Source organism: Stenotrophomonas sp. 05L414_2 (assembly GCF_056397905.1).
The window spans coordinates 1-23,374 of record NZ_JBFTOJ010000056.1 but is presented as its reverse complement, the minus strand read 5'-3'; the positions used below and the strand labels follow the sequence as shown (position 1 = coordinate 23,374).

General features: G+C 65.8%; 21 protein-coding genes and 2 tRNA genes. 18 read left to right on the top strand and 5 right to left on the bottom strand.

Going from position 1 to position 23,374, the window contains the following annotated elements; translation table 11 throughout:
• The 11 genes from nuoN to AC1DJN_RS10070 all read left to right on the top strand — a co-directional run.
• A partial coding sequence (gene nuoN, locus AC1DJN_RS10120; RefSeq protein ID WP_478039161.1) for an NADH-quinone oxidoreductase subunit NuoN occupies positions 1–1,056 on the top strand: 1,056 nt, incomplete at its 5' end.
• Positions 1,057–1,184: 128 nt separating this feature from the next.
• A tRNA-Met gene (locus AC1DJN_RS10115) sits at positions 1,185–1,261 on the top strand.
• Positions 1,262–1,345: 84 nt separating this feature from the next.
• Positions 1,346–1,422: transfer RNA gene (locus AC1DJN_RS10110), tRNA-Met, on the top strand.
• 400 nt (positions 1,423–1,822) lie between these two features.
• Positions 1,823–2,413: a ribosome maturation factor RimP gene (rimP, locus tag AC1DJN_RS10105; RefSeq protein WP_025876223.1), complete on the top strand. Its 591-nt coding sequence runs from the start codon at positions 1,823–1,825 to the stop codon at positions 2,411–2,413.
• 4 nt (positions 2,414–2,417) lie between these two features.
• Entirely contained in the window at positions 2,418–3,929 is a 1,512-nt protein-coding gene (gene nusA / locus AC1DJN_RS10100) for a transcription termination factor NusA (protein WP_478039160.1), read from the top strand.
• Between the two features lie 92 nt (positions 3,930–4,021).
• Positions 4,022–6,664, top strand: coding sequence for a translation initiation factor IF-2 (infB, locus tag AC1DJN_RS10095; protein ID WP_478039159.1), 2,643 nt, complete (start codon positions 4,022–4,024; stop codon positions 6,662–6,664).
• A gap of 99 nt (positions 6,665–6,763) precedes the next feature.
• Entirely contained in the window at positions 6,764–7,147 is a 384-nt protein-coding gene (gene rbfA, locus AC1DJN_RS10090; RefSeq protein ID WP_478039158.1) for a 30S ribosome-binding factor RbfA, read from the top strand.
• A gap of 109 nt (positions 7,148–7,256) precedes the next feature.
• Positions 7,257–8,165, top strand: coding sequence for a tRNA pseudouridine(55) synthase TruB (gene truB, locus AC1DJN_RS10085; RefSeq protein WP_478039157.1), 909 nt, complete (start codon positions 7,257–7,259; stop codon positions 8,163–8,165).
• 177 nt (positions 8,166–8,342) lie between these two features.
• Positions 8,343–8,603 (top strand): 30S ribosomal protein S15, encoded by a 261-nt coding sequence (gene rpsO, locus AC1DJN_RS10080; RefSeq protein ID WP_005410445.1) that lies wholly within the window; start codon positions 8,343–8,345, stop codon positions 8,601–8,603.
• Between the two features lie 148 nt (positions 8,604–8,751).
• The gene (gene pnp / locus AC1DJN_RS10075; RefSeq protein ID WP_478039156.1) at positions 8,752–10,860 is read left to right on the top strand and encodes a polyribonucleotide nucleotidyltransferase; all 2,109 of its coding nucleotides are present in this window, start codon (positions 8,752–8,754) and stop codon (positions 10,858–10,860) included.
• Positions 10,861–10,993: 133 nt separating this feature from the next.
• Positions 10,994–12,559, top strand: a complete 1,566-nt coding sequence (locus AC1DJN_RS10070; protein ID WP_442251533.1) for a tetratricopeptide repeat protein — start codon at positions 10,994–10,996, stop codon at positions 12,557–12,559.
• On the opposite strand, the gene AC1DJN_RS10065 is transcribed toward AC1DJN_RS10070, so the two are convergent.
• The gene (locus AC1DJN_RS10065) at positions 12,528–13,592 is read right to left on the bottom strand and encodes a serine hydrolase domain-containing protein (protein ID WP_025876243.1); all 1,065 of its coding nucleotides are present in this window, start codon (positions 13,590–13,592) and stop codon (positions 12,528–12,530) included. The genes AC1DJN_RS10070 and AC1DJN_RS10065 overlap by 32 nt on opposite strands.
• Before the next feature lie 114 nt (positions 13,593–13,706).
• Positions 13,707–14,690, bottom strand: coding sequence for a tetratricopeptide repeat protein (locus AC1DJN_RS10060; protein ID WP_442251531.1), 984 nt, complete (start codon positions 14,688–14,690; stop codon positions 13,707–13,709).
• A gap of 205 nt (positions 14,691–14,895) precedes the next feature.
• On the opposite strand from AC1DJN_RS10060, the gene AC1DJN_RS10055 reads away from it, so the two are divergent.
• Both AC1DJN_RS10055 and AC1DJN_RS10050 read left to right on the top strand, forming a co-directional pair.
• A complete protein-coding gene (locus AC1DJN_RS10055) occupies positions 14,896–16,086 on the top strand; it encodes a glycoside hydrolase family 18 protein (RefSeq protein ID WP_032974994.1) in 1,191 nt (396 codons plus the stop codon).
• Positions 16,087–16,189: 103 nt separating this feature from the next.
• On the top strand, positions 16,190–16,582 hold the full coding sequence (locus AC1DJN_RS10050) for a VOC family protein (RefSeq protein ID WP_032974993.1): 393 nt from the start codon (positions 16,190–16,192) through the stop codon (positions 16,580–16,582).
• Between the two features lie 25 nt (positions 16,583–16,607).
• Here AC1DJN_RS10050 and AC1DJN_RS10045 read toward each other — a convergent pair whose 3' ends face one another.
• Genes AC1DJN_RS10045 through AC1DJN_RS10035 form a run of 3 tightly spaced genes read right to left on the bottom strand, consistent with a single transcriptional unit; the run spans position 16,608 to position 18,737 of the window.
• Positions 16,608–18,167 carry a PepSY-associated TM helix domain-containing protein gene (locus AC1DJN_RS10045; protein ID WP_059064702.1) on the bottom strand — a complete coding sequence of 520 codons (1,560 nt, stop codon included), beginning with the start codon at positions 18,165–18,167 and terminating at the stop codon, positions 16,608–16,610.
• Positions 18,168–18,177: 10 nt separating this feature from the next.
• Positions 18,178–18,441, bottom strand: a complete 264-nt coding sequence (locus AC1DJN_RS10040; protein ID WP_442251530.1) for a hypothetical protein — start codon at positions 18,439–18,441, stop codon at positions 18,178–18,180.
• A complete protein-coding gene (locus tag AC1DJN_RS10035; RefSeq protein WP_025876254.1) occupies positions 18,441–18,737 on the bottom strand; it encodes a hypothetical protein in 297 nt (98 codons plus the stop codon). Before AC1DJN_RS10035 ends, AC1DJN_RS10040 begins: the two co-directional genes overlap by 1 nt.
• Positions 18,738–19,156: 419 nt before the next feature.
• Between AC1DJN_RS10035 and thrS the strand changes: the two genes are divergently transcribed.
• The 5 genes from thrS to AC1DJN_RS10010 all read left to right on the top strand — a co-directional run.
• Entirely contained in the window at positions 19,157–21,058 is a 1,902-nt protein-coding gene (thrS, locus tag AC1DJN_RS10030; RefSeq protein WP_478039155.1) for a threonine--tRNA ligase, read from the top strand.
• A gap of 49 nt (positions 21,059–21,107) precedes the next feature.
• Complete coding sequence (infC, locus tag AC1DJN_RS10025; protein WP_025876259.1) at positions 21,108–21,650, top strand: translation initiation factor IF-3; 543 nt, start codon at positions 21,108–21,110, stop codon at positions 21,648–21,650.
• Between the two features lie 273 nt (positions 21,651–21,923).
• Positions 21,924–22,121 carry a 50S ribosomal protein L35 gene (rpmI, locus tag AC1DJN_RS10020; RefSeq protein WP_002811096.1) on the top strand — a complete coding sequence of 66 codons (198 nt, stop codon included), beginning with the start codon at positions 21,924–21,926 and terminating at the stop codon, positions 22,119–22,121.
• A 10-nt stretch (positions 22,122–22,131) separates the two neighbouring features.
• Entirely contained in the window at positions 22,132–22,491 is a 360-nt protein-coding gene (rplT, locus tag AC1DJN_RS10015; RefSeq protein WP_005410435.1) for a 50S ribosomal protein L20, read from the top strand.
• Positions 22,492–22,685: 194 nt separating this feature from the next.
• On the top strand, positions 22,686–23,374 hold a 689-nt coding region (locus AC1DJN_RS10010), incomplete at its 3' end, for a phenylalanine--tRNA ligase subunit alpha (RefSeq protein ID WP_478039154.1).

Below are 23,374 nucleotides of genomic sequence, written 5' to 3'. Positions count from 1 at the left end.
GTGTACCTGGGTCTGGAACTGCTGGCCCTGTGCTCCTACGCACTGGTTGCCAGCAACCGTGACAACGGCCTGGCCTCGGAAGCGGCGATGAAGTACATCGTGCTTGGTTCGCTGGCCTCGGGCCTGCTGCTGTACGGCATGTCGCTGATCTACGGCGCCACCGGCAGCCTGCACCTGGACGCCATCCAGGCCGCCATCCCGCACTCGGAAGAGCGCGTGCTGCTTGTCACCGGCGCGGTGTTCATGATTGCCGGCGTTGCCTTCAAGCTGGGTGCCGCACCGTTCCACATGTGGCTGCCCGACGTGTACCAGGGTGCCCCGGCGCCGGTCGCGCTGTTCATCAGCTCGGCGCCGAAGCTGGCCGCTTTCGGCATGGCCTACCGCCTGCTGGAAATGGGCGTGGGCCCGCTGTCCACCGAACTGCAGCTGCTGATCGCTGGCCTGGCCGCGGTCTCGCTGGTGATCGGCAACCTGATGGCCATTGCGCAGAGCAATCTCAAGCGCATGCTGGCGTTCTCCACGGTCTCGCATATCGGCTTCCTGCTGATGGGCATCGCCGGCGGCGGTTCGCAGGGCTATGCGGCCGCGCTGTTCTACGCCCTGGCCTACGCGATCATGTCGACTGCTGCTTTCGGCGCGATCATCGCGCTGTCGCGCGCCGGCTTCGAGGCCGAGAACATCGAGGACTTCAAGGGCCTGAACGCCCGCAACCCGTGGATGGCCGGCCTGGTGCTGTGCATCATGGCGTCGCTGGCGGGCATTCCGCCGTTCCTCGGTTTCTGGACCAAGCTGGCCGTGCTCGGCGCTGCCATCAATGGCGGCCTGCTGTGGCTGGCGATCCTGGGCGTGCTGTGTGCCGTGGTCGGCTGCTTCTACTACCTGCGTGTCATCAAGGTCATGTACTTCGATGAGCCGGTGGGCGAGGCCATGCCGCGCAGCAAGGATCGCGTGCTGGGTGTCGTGCTGGGCGTGAACGCACTGGCATTGCTGGCGCTCGGCCTGGCCTGGAACCCGATCATGGTCTGGTGCCAGCAGGCATTTGCGCATCTTGCATAAAAGTTGACACAAAGCTGCGCGATTCGTGTAATATACGCAGCTTGAGTTGTCACTGCAGCGGTTCAGCCAGAACATCGTTGCGGAGCGCCTCCCTCGCCAGAGTGAGGCAGCGGTTCAAACACTTCCGGTGCGGGGTGGAGCAGTCTGGCAGCTCGTCGGGCTCATAACCCGAAGGTCGCAGGTTCAAATCCTGCCCCCGCTACCAACACATCGAATCGGCGCCAACCAATTCGATGAATGAGGAAAAGCTTGCAGGTTTTGAAGTTATCCCTCATAATTCCGCTTCTGATGCGGGGTGGAGCAGTCTGGCAGCTCGTCGGGCTCATAACCCGAAGGTCGCAGGTTCAAATCCTGCCCCCGCTACCAAGTAAAGAATGCGCCTTCGAAGCTTTGCTTCGAGGGCGTTTTTCTTTGCGGCTTCCGCCGATCCGCCGGGCATGGCCCGGCGCTACCATCGCGCGGTCACCCGCTAGCGCCGGGCCATGCCCGGCGAGTGCAGCGGAGGGTTTCAGGACGGCCGCAGCCTTGCACCAGAGCGGTGCAGGGGCTATCATCAGCGGCCTAGAAGTACCCCTGACGGCGGCGCTCCCCATCGGAGATCCACCCGGAAGGAGGGCCGCAGCACGCTTGTTCAGCGCGTTGCAACCGGAATCCAGTCACCGGAGTCTTTCCGGAAAAGGGGCCCAGCGGGCCCTTCGTCGTTTTCGGGGCGTCATGTTTCCATGCTGGCCAAGGCCGGCACCCAACCAAGAGATCAAGGCAGGCTGTGAGCGACAAGGCAACCGACATCGCGAATCTGCTCGCCCCGACCGTTGTGTCGCTGGGCCTGGAGCTGCTGGGCGTTGAGTATCTGCCGGCCCCCGGCGGTGCGACCCTTCGCCTTTACATCGACGTGCCGCTGGCGGAACAGCCGGAGCGCATCATCAATGTGGACGACTGTGAGCGGGTAAGCCGCGAAGTGTCCGCACAGATGGACGTCGAAGACCCGATCAGCGGCAATTACACGCTGGAAGTGTCTTCGCCGGGCGTGGATCGCCCGCTGTTCAACCTGGAGCAGTTCGGTCGTCACCTCGGCGAATCGGCCAAGGTCACCCTGAAGCTGCCGCAGGAAAACCGTCGTCGCCTGCAGGGTCGCATCGAAGCGATCGATGAGGCGCAGGGCAGCATCACCTTCATCGTCGACAACGCCGCACTGGTGGTGTCGGCCGACAACATCGACAAGGCGCGGATCATGCCTGACTGGGTGGCGCTGGGGCTGGCCCCGAGCAAGCCGACCGGTCCGGCACCGAAGCGTCCGAAGCCGAACAAGAATTCTTCTTCCAACGAGCCGGCGGCAAAGAAGCCGCGCGCGGAGTGAGCCAATGAGCAAGGAACTGTTGCTGGTAGTGGACGCGGTCGCCAACGAGAAGGGCGTGCCGCGTGAAGTGATCTTCGATGCCATCGAGGCCGCCCTGGCCTCGGCAGCGAAGAAGCGCTATCCCGACGAGGAAGTGCTGACCCGCGTGGTCATCGACCACAAGGATGGCAACTACGAAACCTTCCGCCGCTGGGAAGTGGTGGCCGACGACGTAGTGATGGAATCGCCGGATCGCCAGATCCGCCTGATGGACGCCATCGACGAAGCCGAAGGCGTGGATGTCGGCGATTACATCGAAGAGCAGATCGAGAACCCCGACTTCGGTCGCATCGCCGCCCAGGCCGCCAAGCAGGTGATCGTGCAGCGTGTGCGCGAAGCCGAGCGCCAGCAGGTGGTCGATGCCTGGGCCGATCGCGTCGGTGAGCTGATCACCGGTGTGGTCAAGCGCGCCGAGCGCGGCAACATCTATGTCGACCTGGGGGGCAACGCCGAAGGCTTCATTCCGAAGGACAAGGGCATTCYGCGTGATGTCCTGCGTGCCGGCGACCGCGTCCGCGGCTACCTGGCCGAAGTGCGTTCGGAGCCGCGTGGCCCGCAGCTGTTCATCAGCCGCGCAGCGCCGGAATTCATGATCGAGCTGTTCAAGCTGGAAGTACCGGAAGTCGGCCAGGGCCTGGTGGAAATCAAGGCGTGCGCCCGCGATCCGGGCGACCGCGCCAAGATCGCCGTGCTCGCCCACGATGCCCGCACCGATCCGATCGGCGCCTGCATCGGCATGCGYGGTTCGCGCGTGCAGGCCGTGTCCAACGAGCTCAATGGCGAGCGCGTGGACATCGTCCTGTGGAACGAGAACCCGGCCAACTTCGTCATCAACGCGATGGCGCCGGCCGAAGTGCAGTCGATCATCGTCGATGAAGACAAGCATTCGATGGACCTGGCCGTTGCTGAAGACCGCCTGGCCCAGGCGATCGGCAAGGGCGGCCAGAACGTGCGCCTGGCCAGCCGCCTGACCGGTTGGCAGCTGAACGTGATGACCCAGGACCAGGTGACCGCCAAGTCGGAAGCCGAGCAGGCTTCGGCTCGCCAGCTGTTCATGGACAAGCTGGAAGTGGACGAGGAAATCGCTGGCATCCTGGTCAGCGAAGGCTTCGGCACGGTCGAGGAAATCGCATATGTACCGGTCGGCGAACTGCTGGCCGTGGAAGGTTTCGACGAAGACATCGTCGAAGAGCTGCGCGCACGTGCCCGCGATGCGCTGCTCAATGAGGCCCTGGCAGTCGAGGAAGGCCTGGAGGACGGCCAGCCGGCGCAGGACCTGCTGTCCCTGAAGGGCATGGACGAAGCCACCGCATATGCGTTGGCCGGCCACGGCGTGCGTACCAGCGAGGACTTGTCCGACCTGGCCGCCGACGAGGTCATGGACTTCGGCATCGAAGGGCTGGACCAGGAGCGCGCCGCGGCGCTGATCCTGGCCGCGCGTGCCGAGGAAATCGCCCGACTGGAACGCGGCGAATGAGCCGGCAATGAACAGGGCCCTGAGCCGATCAGGGCGTAGAATCCGCGCCACCTCCAGATGCGGGGGGGCGCCCACAAGATCATAGGATCCGAATGTCGCAGCAAACCACCATCCGCAAGCTTGCTGAACTGGTCAATACACCGGTCGAAAAACTGCTGGAACAGCTGGCTGGTGCCGGCATGAAGTTCAGCGGTCCCGACCAGGTCGTGACCAGCTCCGAGAAAGTGAAGCTCCTGGGCTTCCTTCGTCGCTCGCATGGCAAGCCCGAGCAGGCCCCGGAAGAGACTGATCAGTCTGCCAAGAAGATCACCCTCAACCGTCGCAAGCAGCAGGAAGTGACGGTCAATTCCGGTCGCAGCAAGACAACCGTGAACGTGGAAGTGCGCCAGAAGCGCACCTACGTCAAGGCCGATGGTGGTCGCGCGATGACCCCGGACGAAGAGCGTGCCGACATCCTGCGCAAGCTGGAAGAGTCGCGCGCACGCAACCTCGCCGAGCAGCAGGCACTGGCCGAGAAGGACCGCCTGCGTGACGAGGAAATCGTCCGCAAGCGCGAGGAAGAGGTCGCTGCCAAGGAGCGTGCCGAGGCCGAGAAGAAGGCGGCCGAGGAAGCTGCGGTCGCCGCCAAGGCTGCCGAAGCCCTGGCTGCCAGCCAGCCCAAGGTGCGCGCGCCGATCGACGAAACCGCGCCGCGCCCGCCGCGTGCTCCGGCTGCAGCCCCGGCTGCTCCGCGTAGTGCGCCGCCGCGCAGCGACGACCGCAACAATCGCAACGCGCCGCGCAACGAGCGTGGCCCGGGTGATCGCTTTGCCGGTCAGATGCACTTGTCAGCCGCCGATCGTGCGCGCCGTGGCAACAGCAACAACAGCAACAACCGTGGTCGCCCGGGCAGCCGTCCGACGTCCGGCCGTCGCGACATGTCGCGCGGCGGTGGCAACTCCGGCCCGCACGCCTTCGAACGTCCGACCGCACCGGTCGTGCGTGAAGTGGCGATCGGCGACACCATCACCGTGGCCGACCTGGCGCAGAAGCTCGCGCTGAAGGGCGGCGAGGTGGTGAAGGCGCTGTTCAAGATGGGCGTGATGGCCACCATCACCCAGTCCATCGACCACGACACTGCGGCACTGGTCACCGAAGAGCTGGGTCACAAGGCGATCCGCGCCAGCGACAACGACGCTGAAGACGCGCTGTTGGCATCGGCTGGCGAGAACCAGGGCGAGGCCGTGCAGCGTCCGCCGGTGGTCACCATCATGGGCCACGTCGATCACGGCAAGACCTCGCTGCTGGATTACATCCGTCGCACCAAGGTCGCCACCGGCGAAGCCGGCGGCATCACCCAGCACATCGGTGCGTACCACGTTGAAACGCCGAAGGGCGTCATCAGCTTCCTGGATACCCCGGGCCACGCCGCGTTCACCTCGATGCGTGCCCGCGGTGCCAAGCTGACCGATATCGTGGTGCTGGTCGTGGCTGCCGATGACGGCGTCATGCCGCAGACCAAGGAAGCGATCCAGCACGCCCGTTCGGCGGGCGTGCCGCTGATCGTGGCGATCAACAAGATCGACAAGTCCGGTGCCGACCCGATGCGGGTCAAGAACGAACTGCTCTCCGAGCAGGTCGTGGCCGAAGACTTCGGTGGCGACACCCAGATGGTGGAGATCTCGGCCAAGACCGGCCTGGGCATCGACGAYCTGCTGGAAGCTGTTTCGGTCCAGGCTGAACTGCTGGAACTGAAGGCGGTCGACGACGGTCGTGCCAACGGCGTGGTCATCGAATCGTCGCTGGACAAGGGCCGTGGCCCGATCGCGACGGTGCTGGTGCAGCAGGGCCGCCTGAAGAAGGGCGATTACCTGGTGTGCGGCATCCAGTACGGCCGCGTGCGTGCGCTGTTCGACGAAACCGGCAAGCAGCCGGAGTTCGCTGGTCCGTCCATCCCGGTGCAGGTCCTGGGCCTGTCCGGCGTGCCGGAAGCCGGTGATGACTTCGTCGTCGTCGACGACGAGCGTCTGGCCAAGGACGTTGCCCAGCAGCGTGAGACCAAGCGCCGCGAATCGCGCCTGGTCGCCACTGCGGGCAGCCGCATGGAAGACATCATGGCGACCCTGGGCAAGGGCGAGGGCCAGCAGGTCCTCAACCTGGTCATCAAGGCCGACGTGCAGGGTTCGGTGCAGGCGTTGAGCCAGGCCCTGGTGGCGCTGTCCAACGACGACATCCGCATCAACGTGATCCACTCCGGCGTGGGCGGCATCACCGAGTCGGATGCCAATTCGGCCGCCGCTTCGAAGGCCACCGTCATCGGCTTCAACGTGCGTGCGGATGCTTCGGCCCGTCGCATCATCGAATCCAACGGCGTGGACCTGCGTTACTTCTCGATCATCTATGACGTGATCGATCAGGTGAAGCAGGTGGCCTCCGGTCTGCTGGGCGTGGAGATCCGCGAAGAGATCATCGGTATCGCCGAGGTCCGCGACGTCTTCCGCAGCTCCAAGCTGGGTGCCGTCGCCGGCAGCATGGTCATCGAGGGCGTGGTCAAGCGCAACAAGCCGATCCGCGTCCTGCGCGACAGCGTGGTGRTSTTCGAAGGCGAGCTGGAATCGCTGCGYCGCTTCAAGGAAAACGTCGAGGAAGTCCGCAACGGTACCGAATGCGGTATCGCGGTGAAGGCCTACAACGACGTCAAGCCGGGTGACCAGATCGAGTGCTTCGAGCGTATCGAAGTGCCGCGCACCCTGTAATGCTGCAACGGACCGGCCCTCACGGGCCGGTCTCGTTTCATCCCGTAAACTGTAGGGCCTGACCTTGGTCGGGCCACAATCGAATCAAGAGCCTGCCGCGTGCCCAAGACTTTCCATCGAACCGACCGTGTCTCCGCCCAGCTGCGCCGTGAACTCGGCACCCTGGTGCACAACGCCGTGCGTGAGCACGGGTTGCCCTCGGTGAGCGTGTCCGACGTGGAAATCACCCGCGACATGGCCCACGCCAAGGTGTTCGTCACCGCGCTGATGCCGGAACGTTCGGTTGAAGCCGTGAAGGGCCTGAAGGAACTGGCCTGGGGCCTGCGCATGGAACTGGCGCGCGCGATGAAGCTGCGGCATGTGCCGGAGCTGCATTTCCACTACGACGACTCGGTCGATCGTGGCGAGCGCATCRACAACCTGTTGCGCGACCTGCCCGATACCGTGGCCGCCGAAAAGCGTCGCGAAGGCGACGAAGAATAACCGCGCGACGCCGGGCATGCCCGGCGTTGTTGCATTCCGGCTGCGCGATGTCTGATGCAGACCGCGCTGCGCGCTCGCTGGGCATGGCCCGGCGCTACCCGTACCTGTCATGACCCGAATTCAGTTCCGTCGCCTGGATGGCATCCTGCTGCTCGACAAGCCGACCGGCATGAGCTCCAACGCCGCGCTGCAGGTCGCCCGTCGCCTGTTCCGTGCGGAGAAGGGTGGCCACACCGGCAGCCTTGACCCGTTGGCCACCGGCCTGTTGCCGCTGTGCTTCGGCGAGGCCACCAAGATCGCTGGCCTGCTGCTGGGCTCGGCCAAGGCCTACGACGCCGAGRTCGTGCTGGGCCAGACCACCGATACCGACGACGCCGAGGGCCAGGTGCTGCTCGAGCGGCCGGTGCCCGTGATCAGCGCCGAGGCCCTGCAGGCGGCGATCGCGCCGCTGCTGGGCGACATCCTGCAGCGTGCGCCGATCTATTCCGCGCTCAAGCAGGGCGGGGAGCCGCTGTATGTGAAGGCCCGCCGTGGCGACGCCATCGAGGCGCCCGAGCGCCAGGTCAAGGTCCACGCCATCGAGATTCTGGAGCAGCACCCCGAGCGGCTGCGGCTGYGGGTCACCTGCGGCTCGGGCACCTATATCCGCAGTCTGGCCCGTGACCTGGGTGAAACGCTGGGCTGTGGCGCGCACATCAGCGCCCTGCGGCGCCTGTGGGTGGAACCGTTCCACGAACCGGCGATGGTCACCCTGGAGCAGCTGAGGGCTCTGGTGGAAGCGCAGGATGAGGCCGCCATGGACGCGCTGCTGCTGCCGCTGGCGGCGGGCCTGTCCGAATACCCCCGGGTTGACCTGGACGCCGAGCAGACCCAGCGCTTCTGCGTGGGCCAGCGCCAGCGCGACCTCTCCTGGCCGCGCGGCCTGGTGGCGGTGTTTGGCCCTGGATCGGTGGCGCAGGGCCTGGGCCAGGTCGACGACAGCGGTCTGCTGGCCCCGCAGCGCCGCTTCAACCTCTGAACGAGGAGGCCCGGTTCAGCCCCGGACCTTGTTCCAAAGCCCCCTGGCCGTTACAATTCCGCGGCCGTTTTACGGCAGCCTGCCGAAGGCGGGTTTCATCCATTGTTGGTTCACGGCGAGCCAGGCGGTGCGCGAAAGCGCGTTCCTGCCGGCCACGCATCACAGAGAAAAAAAGACATGTCGATCGACACCCAGAAGGTCATTGAAGACAACAAGCGCAGCTCGGCTGATACCGGCTCCCCGGAAGTCCAGGTTGCACTGCTGACCGCCCGCATCGAACTGCTGACCGGCCACTTCAAGACCCACAAGAAGGATCACCACAGCCGCCGTGGTCTGCTGCAGATGGTCAACCGCCGCCGCAGCCTGCTCGACTACCTGAAGAAGAAGGACGTCGAGCGTTACAAGGCCCTGATCGAGAAGCTTGGCCTGCGTCGCTAAGCAACGAATCCCCCGCGGCGCAGCGATGCGCCGCGGTTTTGTTTTGTAGCATCGCAATACCTTTTTCAGATCGGAACGACCGGTCATCCGTTGGCGGCAAGGGTCGCCCACGGTCCATTCGCAGACAGCATCCCCAAGGACACCCTCCGTGGCAAAAATCACCAAAACCTTCCAGTACGGCAAGCACACCGTCACGCTTGAGACCGGCGAAATCGCCCGCCAGGCCGGTGGCGCCGTCATCGTCAAGTTCGACGACACCGTGCTGCTGGTCTCCGCCGTTGCCGCCAAGAGCGCGCGTGAGGGCCAGGACTTCTTCCCCCTGACCTGTGACTACCAGGAGAAGTTCTACGCCGGTGGCCGTATCCCGGGTGGCTTCTTCAAGCGCGAAGGCCGCGCGACCGAGAAGGAAACCCTGATCTCGCGTCTGATCGATCGTCCGATCCGTCCGCTGTTCCCGGAAGACTACAAGAACGAAGTCCAGATCATCGCCACCGTGATGTCGCTGAACCCGGACATCGACGGTGACATCCCGGCCCTGATCGGTGCCTCGGCTGCGCTGTCGCTGGCCGGCACCCCGTTCAAGGGTCCGATCGCCGCCGCCAAGGTGGGTTACAAGAACGGTGAGTACATCCTCAACCCGACCGTGACCGAACTGAAGGATTCGGAGCTGGAGCTGGTCGTTGCCGGTACCGCCAACGCCGTGCTGATGGTGGAATCCGAAGCCGCGCTGCTGTCCGAAGACGTGATGCTGGGCGCCGTGACCTTCGGTCACCGCGAAATGCAGAAGGTCATCAACGCGATCAACGAACTGACCGTGGAAGCCGGCACCAAGCCGTCGACCTGGGTGGCCCCGGCCAAGAACGACGTGCTGATCAGCGCCCTGCAGGAAGCCATCGGCCCGCGTCTGGGCGAGGCCTTCCAGGTGCGCGACAAGCTGCAGCGCCGCGACGCCATCTCGGCGATCAAGAAGGACGTGGTCGAGTCGCTGGCCGGCCGCGTTGCCGCTGAAGGCTGGAACCCGGCCGAGCTGTCGAAGGAATTCGGCGAGCTGGAATACAGCACCATGCGCAACTCGGTGCTGGACACCAAGGTCCGCATTGACGGCCGTGCGCTGGACACCGTCCGCCCGATCGCAGTGAAGACCGGCATCCTGCCGCGTACCCACGGTTCCTCGCTGTTCACCCGCGGTGAAACGCAGGCCATCGTGACCATCACCCTGGGCACCGCCCGTGATGGCCAGGTCATCGATGCCGTCTCCGGTGAGTACAAAGAGAACTTCCTGTTCCATTACAACTTCCCCCCCTACTCGGTGGGTGAAACCGGCCGCATGATGGGCCCGAAGCGTCGCGAGATCGGCCACGGCCGTCTGGCCAAGCGCGGCGTGCTGGCAGTGATGCCGTCGCTGGAATCCTTCCCGTACACCATCCGCGTTGTCTCGGAAATCACCGAGTCGAACGGTTCCTCGTCGATGGCGTCGGTCTGCGGCTCGTCGCTGGCCCTGATGGACGCCGGCGTGCCGGTGAAGGCTCCGGTGGCGGGTATTGCCATGGGCCTGGTCAAGGAAGGCGATCGCTTCGTCGTCCTGTCCGACATCCTGGGTGACGAAGATCACCTGGGCGACATGGACTTCAAGGTTGCCGGTACCGCTGAGGGCATCTCCGCCCTGCAGATGGACATCAAGATCGAAGGCATCACCGAAGAGATCATGAAGCAGGCTCTGCAGCAGGCCAAGGCTGGCCGTCTGCACATCCTGGGCGAAATGGCCCACGGCCTGACCGCCCCGCGTGAGGAGCTGTCGGACTACGCGCCGCGCCTGCTGACCATCAAGATCCACCCGGACAAGATCCGCGAAGTGATCGGCAAGGGTGGTTCGACCATCCAGRCCATCACCAAGGAAACCGGCACCCAGATCGACATCCAGGATGACGGCACCATCGTCATCGCTTCGGTCAATGCCATCGCTGCCCAGGCCGCCAAGGCCCGCATCGAGCAGATCACCTCGGACGTCGAGCCGGGCCGCATCTACGAAGGCAAGGTCGCCAAGATCATGGACTTCGGTGCGTTCGTCACCATCCTGCCGGGCAAGGACGGCCTGGTCCACGTGTCGCAGATCTCCAGCGACCGCGTCGAGAAGGTCGGCGACGTGCTGAAGGAAGGCGATGTGGTCAAGGTCAAGGTGCTGGAAGTCGACAAGCAGGGCCGTATCCGCCTGTCGATGAAGGCCGTCGAGGAAGGCGAAGGCGCCACCGCCGAGTAATCGACCGCAGGTCGATGACGGTAGGTGTCAATCTTGGTTGACACGCCAGAATGAAAAAGCGGGCTTCGGCCCGCTTTTTCTTTGCCTGTCGTCCGGCGCTGCCGGCGTCGTACCGCGGCGCTATGCTTCACCCATGGACACCCTGCGCCTGCTTGACCTGCAGATCGACCGCCCCGCGCAGCGGGTCAGCCGCGCCGGCGACGTGCTGCCGATCCAGGGGCTGAGCTGGCGCCTGTTCGACGTGCTGCTGGCACACGGCAACGACGTTGTCGACTTCGACACGCTGGCTGCACAGGTGTGGGCACCTGCAGTGGTTGGGGAGGATGCGATCAGCCAGCGGGTCAAGCTGTTGCGGCAGGCGCTGGGTGATGACAGCCGACGCCCGCGCTACATCCGTTCGGTACGCGGGCGCGGCTATCAGTTGTGTGCAGTGCCGACCATCGCACCGCCGGCAGCGGCGGTGCCCATTACCGCGCACCGGAAGAAATGGCCATGGCTTGCAGGTGCCGGTGTCGTCGTTCTCGCCGCTGCCGCCTCGTTCTGGCCGCGCGCGCCGGCGGCCGGTGGCCCGCTGCCGTTGCTGCAGCGCGCCGACTATTACGCCAGCATCGGCCAGGCCAGCAACAACGAGCGCGCCATCGCCCTGTACCGGCAGGCATTGCAGGTGGACCCTGATTCCAGTCCGGCGCGGCGCGGCCTGTCACGAGCGTTGTCCGCACAGGGCTGTCTGTTCAATGGATCGCCCGAGCAGGTCCGGGAAGGGCTGGCGCTGGCCAACATCGAACGTGATCTCGCGCCGCAGGAGGGTGCTGTGTACGCGCTTCGAGGTTATGCCTACGACTGCCTCGGGCAGATGCCGCAGGCCATTTCCGAATACGAGCGGGCGATCGCGCTGGATCCGGGCGACGAGCGCACCCGTGCCTCGCTCGCCTACCTGCACCAGGAGCGCGGCCACCTTGCCCTGGCCCTGCGTGCCAATCTTGCATTGACGGCGCCCGAGCGCCTGCGCTTCCGTGATGTGCAGGTGGCGCGCGAACTGGAGCTGCTCGGTTTCACTCACGCGGCCGCGCAGCGCCACGCGCGTAATTTCCAGCTGTATCCGGACAACGTCTTCGCCAACATCGCCTGGCCGCGCAGTCTGTTCGCGGCAGGTGACCCGGGCCGGGCGAGGCAGGCGTTGACCGAGGCGCTGGCACGCGGCACGCCACATCCGCAGTTGCTGCGGCTGCAGGGCGAACTGGCGCTGCTGGCGGGCGATCACGCCGGTGCTGCCGATGCCTTCGAGCGCGGGCGGCAGCTGCGTCCACAGCAATCGCTCGGTCAATCGCTGGCGGCCTTGTACGCGCAGCCCGCGGCATCGCCGGAGTGGGTGGCGTCGCGTCTTGCAATGTTGCAGGCGCAGCGCGGCGACGGGTGGTCCGATGCCGCGCTTGAGCGGGCCCTGCTGCTGCAGGCGCAAGGCGACCCGGAGGCTGCCGTCACCGCGCTGCAACAGGCGGTCGATGATGGCTTCCGCGATGCGGCGTGGTTGCGCTCCACGCCGCTGTTTGCGTCCCTGCACGAAGCGCCCGGCTGGGCGCCGCTGCTGGCGCGCATCGATGCCGATATCGGCCGCCAGCGTGCGCAGGTGCTGGCGGCCGACTGGCGTCCCGCCGGGCTGGCCGACCTCAGCGCAGCGCCGGCAGCAGGAATTCGGTGAGAATGCGGCGCGACTGCGGGTGAGCGATGCTGCGGTTGTAGGCCTGGCTGGTCACCACCGCGACGGCGCGCTGTTGCGGCAGCAGGAACACGTAGTTGCCGCCGTTGCCGGACATCGCCCATACGGTCTGTGGCTGGCCACCGACAGTCAGTTTCAGGCCCCACCATTGATAGCCGTAATCGCTGCCGTCGCCGGCCGTTGCCTGCGGTGACAGCATCGCGGCGACGTAGTCGCGTGGAACCAGCTGGCGCCCCTGCCAACGACCGCCATCAAGCACGAGCTGGCCGAGGCGGGCCAGGTCCCGGCTGCGGTAGCGTGTGCCGCCTCCGCCCATGCCGATGCCCTCGGGGGAACGGTTCCACTGGCTGTGGGTGATGCCCAGTGGTCGTTCCAGTGCATGGGCTGCGTAATCGGCCAGCGGTTGTCCGGTCGCACGTTCCAGTACCGCGCCGAGCACGAAGGAGTTGGCGGTGCAGTAGGCAAACGCGCGACCGTGAGGACTGTCCTCCGGGCGCGCCATCCAGGGCGCGAAGCCCTTCACCGGCAGCGCCAGGGCAAAATCGAGCCAGCGCTCGCCGACGTACATGCGCTCCTCGTGGCCGGCCGAGAACGGGTTCTCGTCGTCGCACTCCCACAGCGTGCTCATCGCCAACAGGTCCTCCACCGTCGTGCCACGCAGGCGGGGGTCCACGTCGTGGTGGGCGACGAAGGCCGGGAAGTAGTCGTACACCTTCGCGCGAACGCCCGGCAGCCGGCCGTCGCCGATCGCTGCGCCGACCAGCAGGGCGGTCACGCTTTTGCTGGCCGAGCGCACGTCGTGCAGGGTCTGCGCATCGGCACCGTTGAAATAGCCCTCGTACACGACCTGTCCATCAACCTGCAGCAGCACGCTGCGGATCTGTTTCAGCTCATCGCTGGCAATGGCCTGCTCCAGCGCGCGCATGCGGCCGGGATCTGGGTGGGCAGGGCCTGCGATGCAGGGGAGGGCGTACAGGCACAGCAGCAGGGTGGACACAGGCAGCGGCGAACGCATGATCGGACTCCATCGAAAGGAGTGTCGATTCGGCCAGAGGGCTGGCTGAAGTGCTGGAAGGACGCCTGAAGAATTCTGAAAGCCTTGTACCGTAAGGGCTGCAGCGCCCTGCCGTCATGCGTCCGCTTGTTCGTGACCCAGCCACCACACCTGGCCCGGCTGCGGACCCTGCTGCGGGTGCTCACGGTGTTCGATCGCATCGAGCGTGCGCCCGGTGCCTGCCGCGGCCCAGGCCGACATCAGTTTTTCGACCGCAGCGCGGCCCTGTGCGGCAATACCTAGATTGCGCTCGCGCACCCAGCCGCTGTCATCCTCGTGGCTGTCGTCATCGTGCTGGTGCGGTGTCCCATAGCTGCAGCGCAGGCACAGGTGACGTACCGAATGGGTCCAGTCTTCAACCAGGCTGATGCCGGGCAACGTCATTGCGCGCAGCGCGGCGATGTCGTCCGGCGAACCGCATTGCACGAACACGGCGTAGGTCGCCATGTCCGACTGCTGCAGGCGCTGCATGGCATTGAACACCGGTACTTCGCGATCGCCGTAGGTCCGGCGCCCGGTGGAGGCGCCGTCGTGCAGCACGATGTCGCCGAAGCGGAACCCGCTCTCCGCAAGCGGCACGTTTTCCAGCCGCGCGCGTACCGGATCGAGCCGGCGCATGTACACGGTCTCGCCGCTGGACCACGGATTCAGGCGAACACAGGCAACACCGAAATTGCCGTTGATCGGGCCTTCGCCCTCGGGGAGGGTGATGCCGCAGCGGGTCCATTGCCGGCGCGCCTCGGCCCAGTCGCCGGCGCCGGTGGCGGCAATTCCCGCATTCCACGCGGTCGCCTCATCGACTTCATCGCGCAGCTGCTCGGAGCGGAGATTGTCCTGCAGCGACAACGCCCACTCGCGCAGGTACTTGTGTGCCAGCCCGCGCATGTAGTGCAGGTGGGGGATGTCGGGTGTCCATTCGACGAGCTGGCCGAACAGGATTGCTGCGTCAGCCAGGTCGCCCGCATCAAAGGCTGCATAGGCGCGGGCCTCCAGCGCCTGCAGCTTTTCGAGGGTTTCGTCGTCCAGCAGCTCGCCGTCTGCGTCGTGGTCTGCGGTCATGTCCGTGTGCCAGTGAAGATCCAGCGCCACCTTAGCTCAGGCAGGTCGTGTGTTGTCCTGCAGCGAAGTGCTTTCGACGTTGTGCAGCCACGACCGTGTCAGATTCCAGCGGCACGCCACTGTCCAGCGGACGACATGCACGGACATCCGCACCACGGGCCGATCTGTTTGCTAACGTGGCGGCGCCTTCGACCCGGGAGTTTCCATGTTCCGCCAGACCTTGGCCGTACTTGCAGTGCTGATCGCCGGCACCCTGCCCATTGCCGCGCAGGCGCAACCGGCGCAACCGCCGATCTTCGGTGCGTACTATCCCGGCGGTTCCGCCGAGCGCTATCCGGTATCGAGCATCCCGGCCGAACGACTCACCCATCTGTTCTATGCGTTTTCCACCATCGAGGACGGACGTTGTGCGATCGGTGCCGAGGCACCAGCCAACTTCGCCGCATTGGCCGAGCTCAAGCGCAGGCATCCGCATCTGCGCACGTTGATTTCGATCGGAGGCTGGGGCGCGGGCGGATTCTCCGATGCGGCGCTGACCGAGACCAGCCGCAGGCGCCTGGTCGATTCGTGCATGGCGTTGTTCTTCGAGCGCCATGCCGGCAGTTTCGATGGCGTGGACATCGACTGGGAGTTCCCCGTCAGCGGTGGCCCGAAGGAACTGGCGCACCGCCCGCAGGACCGTGCCAACCTGACCAAGCTTGCGCAGGCCTTCCGGCTGGCGCTGGATGCCCGCGGCAGAAAGGCGGGGCAGCCGATGCTGCTGACCGCCGCGCTGGCCGCTGGCCGACTGCAGACCGATGGACCATACGACCCTGCCGCCAGCTACGATCTGCCCGCGTTGGCCAAGGTGTTCGATTTCATCAACCTGATGAGCTACGACATGGGCACCGGCTTCTCATCGGTATCGACCTTCAATGCCCCCCTGCATGAAGTGCCAGCCGACCCGCTGGCGCCGGAGCTGCGGCGCTGGAACAACGTGGCCGGTGCCGTGCAGTACTACCGCGAGCATGGCGTGCCGGCGGCCAAGCTGGTGCTGGGCGTGCCGTTCTACGGGCGCGGCTTCAAGGTCACCGGCGAGTCGGCGGACGGCCTGTACCAGGCCTACAGCGCGCCGGCCGACGCCGGTGACTGGCGGGTGATCAAGGCGCGCTATCTCGACCAGCCGGGTTGGACGAAGCATTGGCAGCCGCAGGCGCAGAGCCCGTGGCTGTACAACCCGGCGCAGAAGATCTTCATCAGCTACGAGGATCCGCGCTCCATCGGCCTGCGTGCGCAGTTCGCGCGCGAGCAGGGCCTGGCCGGTGTCTTCATGTGGGAACTGACCGGTGACGATGAGCAGGCCAGCCTGCTCAACGCCATGCTTGCTCCGTGGCAGAAGGCCCGCGTCGGCGACTGACCGGTTCGACATCTCCGGACCGGGGCTGGTACGGCGGTGATGGGCAAACGCTGTGGCCTGAAACCGCACATCGGCGCCATGCACGCAGCGCTAAGCTGCGTGCATGATCATCATCGACCGCCTGGACCATCTGGTGCTTACCGTTGCCGACATCGAGCGCAGCTGCGACTTCTACCAGCGCGTGCTGGGCATGGACGTCGTGCGCTTCGGGGCCGGCCGCGTCGCCCTGCAGTTCGGCCAGCAGAAGATCAACCTGCACCCGGCCAGCGCGCCGCTGCAGCCCCACGCGCTGCTGCCGACCCGTGGCAGCGCCGATCTGTGCCTGATCACCCCGCTGGGCGTACAGGCGGTGCTGGCCCACCTGCAGGCCCAGCAGGTGACGATTGAAGAAGGACCGGTGCCGCGTACCGGAGCACTTGGGCCGATCGAGTCGGTGTACTTCCGTGATCCGGATGGGAACCTGATCGAAGTGGCCCGCTACGTGGAAGCCATGTAAACCCGCGTGCTGCGAGCGGGCTTGGTCAGTTCGCCCACACGCTGTTGGGGTCACCGTTGCGGGCGCGCCGCTGGCTCGCATACGCCAAGCGGGCAAAGCCAAACGCCATCGCCAGTGCCATCGCATCGATCCAGAACAACGGCCAGTGGCCGCGTGCGGCGGCCAGCCACAGCCAGTCACCGTTGAGGGCGCCGTGCGCCAGCGGCACCAGCGCGGTGCTGATCGCCGCAGCCCACAGCAGTTCGCGCGCCGCCTGTGCCGGGCGGCGCAGGGCTGCCCACAGCGCACACGCCGCCCAGGTCACGAAGCAGGCCCAGCGGATGCCGTGGTCGACCTGGGCAGGCGCTACCCGCTCCAGCACCAGCGCGGCCACGAAGGCCACCGAGATCGCCACACACAGGCCGATGCAGACGCCCACCGTGGCCCGCGCCATGTTGACGGCCGCGCGCGACTGCTGCGGCTGACGGCGCTTGCGACGCGACTCGATCCACAGCAGGTTGCCCGAATAGAACAGGAAGGCGCCGCCGAGGCCCAGCAGGAAGTACAGCCAGACCACCACGCCGTTGCCGAACTCGCCGAAATGCAGGGCGTAGGCGGCACTGAGCGTGGCGTGATTGGCATCGCGCTGGCCGGGCAGCTGGCTGGCCAGCACGCGGCCGCTTTCGACATCCAGCGCGACAGCGCCGAGCGGGCCAAGCGTACCGCTGGCCTCGCCGGTGATTTCGATGGTCGCGTTGGCATCACCGCCATTGGCCAGTTTCAGGTAGGCCGGTTCGAAGTTGGCCACGCCCTGCGCGCGGGCCACTTCCAGCGCCCGCGCGTGCAGTTCGCGCAGGCTGCCCGGTGCGGCAGGGATGCCACTGGCTTCGCGCAGCGGCGCGGTATCCATTGCCGTCGGTACCGCCTGCAGCGCCTTGCCGTCGTAGATCAGGGGATCGAGTACCGCCATCTGCATGAACACCAGGCAGAGCAGGGCGCCGGTCACCGCGAACATCAGGTGGAACGGCAGGCTGAGCACGCCGATCACGTTGTGCGCGTCCTGCCACTGCTGCTTTAGATTGCGGCCCGGGCGCAGCGCGAACAGATCGCCCAGCAGCTTGGGCAGGTGGATCACCAGCCCGCTGAGCAGGGCCATGCCGTACAGCAGGCTGACGATGCCCATCACGTAGATCCCGGCCACCGGCAGGCCCAAACTGTAATGCAGTTCGTTGACCAGTTCGGCCAGCCCGGTCTGCGGTGGCGTCGGGCTGCCGCCGGTCTGTCCCGGCCATGCATAGCGCCAGCTGCCGTCTTCGGCCTGCCAGTAGGCCAGCGGCTGCGGATGATCGGCGCCCGGGAAGGTCATGCCGACGTGGCGACGCGCTTCCGCATGCGTGGCCAGCACGTCGTCGAGCAGGTACTGGGCGTCATCCAGGCCGGCCGGCAATGCGGTTGCCGCGCCAGGCGTCTGCCACAGCGGCAGGTCGTGGTGGAACAGGGTCAGTGCGCCGGCATAGAACGCCACGAACAGCCCGAAGCCGGCAACCAGGCCGACCCAGGTGTGCAGGGTGGTGAACGTGCGCAGGGTCTGTGAACTGAATTTCATGCGGTCGATCTCATTGCACTGCGCCGGCCAGGCGCAGCAGGCCGAGTACGGCAAAGCCCAGGGCCGCGCCACCTGCCAGGGTCAGCCAGGCGCGCAACGGGCTGCGGAAACTGAAGGCCCACAGCGCGGCCAGCATCCACAACGGGACGAACGCGATCAGGCTCGGCACCAGGGCTTTCTGCCAGGGCCCCGGCGGCAGCCATGCGACCAGGCCGGTCGCCGCAGCGGCAAGGAAGAAGCCGGCGAAGATGCCGGCCAGTGCGCGCGACCACATCAGCGCGGCTCCACATCGGGGCGGTGCCACGCGGCCAGTGCCGGCAGCAGCATGGCGGCCAGCATCCAGGTGCACAGCATGGCCACCAGGCCGGCGGCAAAGCCCAGTTCGGCCATCCACAGCCACAGCGCAGCGACTGCAGCGACCAGGCCGATCTGCCGGCCCAGGCGCCCGGCACGGCGCAGGCGTGGCCAGCGGCAGTGCGGGGAGGCGGCATAGAAGGCCAGCGCGGAGAACATCGCCGACAGCATGCCGAGGCTGCAGAAGCCCAGGGTCGACAGGCCAACGGTGATCATCGGGGGCTCCGGGCCCGGCATACGGCCGGTGAACGCGGGGCACGGGCGGGACCGGCAGGCGCCGGTCGGGGCGGGTGGCGCATTGCAGGATCCTGGGGGGAAGCGGGCAGGCCGGCACGGGGCGGGCTGCGCGGACATGGTAATCATTGCGTTTTCACGCCGCCAGCCAGCGCCATTCAGGCACCGCTTGGGCTTTGTCCGCCGCTGGTTTAAGATCACGGGCAACCACATCCTGGAACCAAGGTGGCCCGCGCACTGCGCCGGCCGAGCGTGCGACATGAGCACTACCACCGCCCACTGTTGACCTGCCCCGAAGGCCCTGCATTCCAGGCGCCCTCGCGGCGCTTTTTTATTGCCCGGACGACAGCCCGGGAGCGCTTTCCAGCCCGCCACGGCGGGCCCCGCATGAAGCCATTGCAATGATCACGATTACCCTTCCCGACGGCAGCCGCCGCGAATTCGAAAACCCCGTCAGCGTCATGGACGTCGCCCAGTCGATCGGCGCCGGCCTGGCCAAGGCCACCATCGCCGGTTCGGTGGATGGCGTGCTGGTCGATGCCAGTGACGTCATCGACCACGATGCGTCCCTGCGCATCATCACCGCCAAGGACGAGGAGGGCGTGGAAATCATCCGCCACTCCAGCGCCCACCTGGTYGGCCACGCGGTCAAGCAGCTCTATCCGGACGTGAAGATGGTGATCGGCCCGGTGATCGCCGAGGGCTTCTACTACGACATCTACTCCGAGCGCCCGTTCACCCCCGAAGACATGGCGGCGATCGAAAAGCGCATGGGCGAGCTGATCGCGCAGGACTACGACGTCATCAAGAARRTGACGCCGCGCGCSGARGTCATCGAGRTCTTCAAGKCSCGYGGCGAGGACTACAAGCTGCGCCTRRTCGAGGACATGTCGCCTGACATCCAGGCGATGGGCATGTACTACCACCAGGAATACGTGGACATGTGCCGCGGCCCGCACGTGCCGAACACGCGCTTCCTGAAGGCCTTCAAGCTGACCCGCATTTCCGGCGCCTATTGGCGCGGCGACGCGCAGAACGAGCAGCTGCAGCGCGTCTACGGCACCGCCTGGGCCGACAAGAAGCAGCTCGATGCGTACATCAAGCGCATCGAAGAAGCGGAGATGCGCGACCACCGTCGCATCGGCAAGCAGCAGGACCTGTTCCACCTGCAGGAAGAGGCCCCGGGCCTGGTGTTCTGGCACCCGAAGGGCTGGGCGCTGTGGCAGGTGGTCGAGCAGTACATGCGCAAGGTGTACCGCAGCACCGGCTACGGCGAAGTGCGCTGCCCGCAGATTCTGGACGTGTCGCTGTGGCAGAAATCGGGCCACTGGGACAACTACCAGGACGCGATGTTCTTCACCGAGTCGGAGAAGCGTACCTACGCGCTCAAGCCGATGAACTGCCCGGGTCACGTGCAGGTGTTCAACCAGGGGCTGCACAGCTACCGCGATCTGCCGATCCGCTACGGTGAGTTTGGCGCCTGCCACCGCAACGAGCCCTCCGGTGCGCTGCACGGCATCCTGCGCGTGCGTGGCTTCACCCAGGACGACGGTCACGTGTTCTGCACCGAAGACCAGGTCGAGGCGGAAGTGACCGCGTTCCACCAGCAGGCGCTGGCGGTGTACCAGCATTTCGGCTTCGAGGAGATCCAGGTCAAGATCGCGCTGCGCCCCGAATCGCGCCTGGGCGATGACGCCACCTGGGACAAGGCAGAGGGCGCGCTGCGCTCGGCGCTGTCCAGCTGCGGGGTGGAATGGCAGGAGCTGCCGGGCGAGGGCGCCTTCTACGGCCCGAAGATCGAGTACCACCTGAAGGACGCCATCGGCCGCACCTGGCAGCTGGGCACCATGCAGGTCGATTTCATGATGCCTGGCCGTCTGGGCGCTGAATACGTGGACGAAAACAGCCAGAAGAAGCATCCGGTGATGCTGCACCGGGCCATCGTCGGTTCGATGGAGCGTTTCCTGGGCATCCTGATCGAGCACCACGCCGGCCAGTTCCCGGCCTGGCTGGCGCCGACCCAGGTGGTGGTGGCCAATATCACCGATGCGCAGGCTGAATACGTCTCTGCGGTGACCAAAAGCCTTGCGGATCAAGGCTTCCGCGTCAGCGCCGATTTGCGTAACGAGAAGATCGGCTATAAGATTCGCGAGCACACGCTGCAGCGCGTGCCGTACCTGCTGGTCATTGGTGACCGCGAGAAGGAAAACGGCGCTGTGGCGGTGCGTACGCGTTCTGGCGAAGATCTCGGCAGCATGAGCCTCCAGGCTTTCACCGAGCGGCTCCAGGCCGAGGGCGCGTAAACAAAGGTCCGGCCCGTGCGCATTGGCGCCCGGGCCGGGTTCGACACCCTTGGGAGATCGCAATATCAGTACCCCTGACAACAAACAGAACCGCAAGAATCAGGAAATCCGTGTGCCGCGCGTCCGCGTGATCGGCAGTGACGGAGAAATGATCGGCGTGTTGACGCGAGACGAAGCGTTGTCCATGGCCGAAGATGAAGGCCTGGACCTGGTCGAGATCCAGCCGCAGGCCGACCCGCCGGTGTGCAAGATCATGGACTTCGGCAAGTTCAAGTTCGAAGCCCAGAAGAAGGCCAGCGAGGCCAAGAAGAAGACCAAGCAGGTCGAGATCAAGGAAGTGAAGTTCCGTCCGGTCACGGACGAGGGCGACTACCAGATCAAGCTGCGCAAGATGCGCGGTTTCCTTGAAGAAGGCGACAAGATCAAGGTCAACATCCGTTTCCGTGGCCGTGAAATGAGCCATCAGGAACTGGGCCGCGAGATGGCTGGCCGGATCGAAGCCGATCTGGGCGAAGACATCGTCATCGAATCCCGTCCGCGCCTGGAAGGGCGTCAGATGGTGATGATGATCGCGCCGAAGAAGAAGACCTGACGCCTGACGGGCTGCCTCGCGGGGCGCCTGGCGGCTGAATGGATGAAGGTGAAGGGACGCCGCTGGCGTCCTTTTGCTTTTCCGGGGCGGGCAGGGCCGGTCTCGGTGTGAAAACGGTGTGGGGGCTGGTTACAGGGCGGATTTGCCTGTATCATGCCCGGCTCGACCCACCCAGGACGGGTCGTACGCCGATCATGGCAGGACGGAAAGAGCGGCCCAGGCCGCCGCCAGATCAGTCAGAAACCAGGGTCATATCCCATCAAGGACATTGCAATGCCCAAGATCAAGACCAACCGGGCAGCGGCCAAGCGTTTCCGCAAGACCGCCTCGGGCAAGTACAAGTGCGGCCACGCCAACCGTAGCCACATCCTCACGAAGAAAGCGACCAAGCGTAAGCGTAACCTGCGTCAGACGAATCACGTCCGCGCAGAAGACGCAGGCCGTCTGGACCGCATGCTTCCCTACCTCTGAGGACTGATACATGGCACGAGTAAAGCGTGGCGTACAGGCGCGTCGCCGCCACAAGAAAATCCTTGATCTGGCGAAGGGCTACTACAATGCCCGTCGCAAGGTCTTCCGCGTCGCCAAGCAGGCGGTCATCAAGGCACAGCAGTACGCCTACATCGGCCGTAAGCAGAAGAAGCGCAACTTCCGTTCGCTGTGGATCACCCGCATCAACGCGGCTGCCCGCATCAACGGCCTGAGCTACAGCCGTTTCATGAACGGCCTGCTGAAGGCTGGCATCACCCTGGACCGCAAGGTTCTGGCTGACATCGCCGTGCACGACGCAGCTGGCTTTGCTGCACTGGCCGAAAAGGCCAAGGGCGCACTGGCGGCATAAGTCCTTCCCGATGCCGTTGCCGTTCACGGAGAACGGTGTCAGGTAGAGGCAATGCATGGGGAAGGGCGCAAGTCCTTCCCCATTCTTTTTTGTGCCGGGCGCAGCCGTGCAGATGGCGGGCGACCGGCAAGCGGTTGCGACGGCGCGGCCCTTCGCGCATCGCGATGGCAGACCGACTGGAGTTCCGGCTACCCATGAGCGACATCCAATCCCTCACTTCCCAGGCGCTGGCCGATGTGGCCGCCGCGCAGAGCCCGGACGCGCTGGAGCAGCTGCGCGTGGCCCTGCTTGGCAAGAGCGGCAGCATCACCTCGCAGCTCAAGCAGCTCGGTGCGCTGCCGGCCGACGAGCGCAAGGCGGCCGGTGAGGCCATCAACCAGGCCCGCGACGCGCTGAGCAGCGCGCTGGGCGAGCGCAAGGCGGTGCTGGAAGATGCTGCGCTCGATGCGCGGCTGGCTGCCGAGGCGATCGACATCACGCTGCCGGGCCGCAGTGGCGAACGCGCCGGCCTGCACCCGATCACCCGCACCCTCGAGCGCATCACCGGCATCTTCGGCCGGCTGGGCTACGAGTTGTCCGAAGGGCCGGAGATCGAGGACGACTGGCACAACTTCGAGGCGCTGAACTTCCCGCCGCACCATCCGGCGCGCGCCATGCATGACACCTTCTACTTCGGTGACGGCCGACTGCTGCGCACGCATACCTCCGGTGTGCAGGTGCGCTACATGGGCGAACACCAGCCGCCGCTGCGCATGATCGCCGCCGGCAAGGTCTACCGCAGCGACAGCGACCAGACCCATTCGCCGATGTTCCACCAGGTCGAAGGCCTGCTGGTTGACGAGCATTCGACCTTCGCCGACCTGAAGGGCACGCTGTCCGAGTT

Coding starts and splice junctions, on each gene's coding strand:
- rpsO (WP_005410445.1), top strand. CDS start 8,343: ATGTCGATCGACACCCAGAAGGTCATTGAAGACAACAAGCGCAGCTCG.
- AC1DJN_RS10045 (WP_059064702.1), bottom strand. CDS start 18,167: ATGAAATTCAGTTCACAGACCCTGCGCACGTTCACCACCCTGCACACC.
- rpmI (WP_002811096.1), top strand. CDS start 21,924: ATGCCCAAGATCAAGACCAACCGGGCAGCGGCCAAGCGTTTCCGCAAG.
- AC1DJN_RS10070 (WP_442251533.1), top strand. CDS start 10,994: ATGGACACCCTGCGCCTGCTTGACCTGCAGATCGACCGCCCCGCGCAG.
- AC1DJN_RS10035 (WP_025876254.1), bottom strand. CDS start 18,737: ATGATCACCGTTGGCCTGTCGACCCTGGGCTTCTGCAGCCTCGGCATG.
- AC1DJN_RS10065 (WP_025876243.1), bottom strand. CDS start 13,592: ATGCGTTCGCCGCTGCCTGTGTCCACCCTGCTGCTGTGCCTGTACGCC.
- AC1DJN_RS10050 (WP_032974993.1), top strand. CDS start 16,190: ATGATCATCATCGACCGCCTGGACCATCTGGTGCTTACCGTTGCCGAC.
- rplT (WP_005410435.1), top strand. CDS start 22,132: ATGGCACGAGTAAAGCGTGGCGTACAGGCGCGTCGCCGCCACAAGAAA.
- AC1DJN_RS10055 (WP_032974994.1), top strand. CDS start 14,896: ATGTTCCGCCAGACCTTGGCCGTACTTGCAGTGCTGATCGCCGGCACC.
- AC1DJN_RS10040 (WP_442251530.1), bottom strand. CDS start 18,441: ATGTGGTCGCGCGCACTGGCCGGCATCTTCGCCGGCTTCTTCCTTGCC.
- AC1DJN_RS10060 (WP_442251531.1), bottom strand. CDS start 14,690: ATGACCGCAGACCACGACGCAGACGGCGAGCTGCTGGACGACGAAACC.